The organism is Vibrio wakamikoensis, from assembly GCF_050337275.1.
Classification (GTDB): domain Bacteria; phylum Pseudomonadota; class Gammaproteobacteria; order Enterobacterales; family Vibrionaceae; genus Vibrio; species Vibrio chaetopteri.
Map to the genome: position 1 here is coordinate 1 of NZ_JAKJST010000059.1, position 1029 is coordinate 1029.

At 43.0% G+C, this 1029-nt stretch carries 3 tRNA genes and 1 rRNA gene; all 4 read right to left on the minus strand.

The annotated features are described in order from the left end of the window. Positions 1 to 406: 406 nt before the first annotated feature. Positions 407 to 482, minus strand: a tRNA-Val gene (locus tag L4C42_RS23430). A 67-nt stretch (positions 483 to 549) separates the two neighbouring features. Then, positions 550 to 625: transfer RNA gene (locus tag L4C42_RS23435), tRNA-Lys, on the minus strand. 2 nt (positions 626 to 627) lie between these two features. Further along, positions 628 to 703 (minus strand) — tRNA-Glu (locus L4C42_RS23440). 123 nt (positions 704 to 826) lie between these two features. Continuing rightward, a 16S ribosomal RNA gene (locus L4C42_RS23445) occupies positions 827 to 1029 on the minus strand; the annotation flags it as partial.

Here is a 1029-nt window from a genome sequence, read left to right on the forward strand (position 1 = left end):
CTTAGTCACTTAACCATACAACCCCAAAGAGTTTCAAAGAAACCTCGAGATTGTCGTTAAACAACCAAAGTTGTCTGCAATTTTTATACATGATGCAGACTCGATTTTGCCGGACTCAAATAACTCTTTGTTTCCGCTTTTTAAGAAAAAGCAGAGGCAAAAAGTGGACTTTCGTCACTTCCAAGAACACTTGAATGTGTGTTGGTACCTAAATGATTAAATCATCTAGGATTTGAGAACTTTTAAATGAATAACATTAATCAAATGTTATTCGTCAGCTTTCCAAATTGTTAAAGAGCAATGCAAACTTAATGCATTTTCTAAAGAATCTCAGAGTCAAAAATGCCAACCACGTACGTTTTAATGAAGTGGTTTGGAAAATCTTAATCCAAAATTACTTAGAGAATGGTGGGCGATACCGGGCTCGAACCAGTGACCCCCTCCTTGTAAGGGAGGTGCTCTCCCAACTGAGCTAATCGCCCACATAAGTTTCCTATTGTTTTTACTTTAGTAAAAGTAAAACAAAGGCCATTCCTTCGTGGAAAAGAATGGTGGGTCGTGCAGGATTCGAACCTGCGACCAATTGATTAAAAGTCAACTGCTCTACCAACTGAGCTAACGACCCAATGGTATCCCGTAGGGGAGTCGAACCCCTGTTACCGCCGTGAAAGGGCGGTGTCCTAGGCCTCTAGACGAACGGGACACTAAGCAGTAAGTGTTGGGCACTTACTATTTTCTGCTTTCGCTTTTCAGCAAAAACAAAATCTCTTTATCTTTACAAACCTAATCAATCTGTGTGAACACTCATCGCAATAATCTATTCGTATAAGGAGGTGATCCAGCCCCAGGTTCCCCTAGGGCTACCTTGTTACGACTTCACCCCAGTCATGAACCACAAAGTGGTGAGCGTCCTCCCGAAGGTTAAACTACCCACTTCTTTTGCAGCCCACTCCCATGGTGTGACGGGCGGTGTGTACAAGGCCCGGGAACGTATTCACCGTGGCATTCTGATCCACGATTACTAGCGAT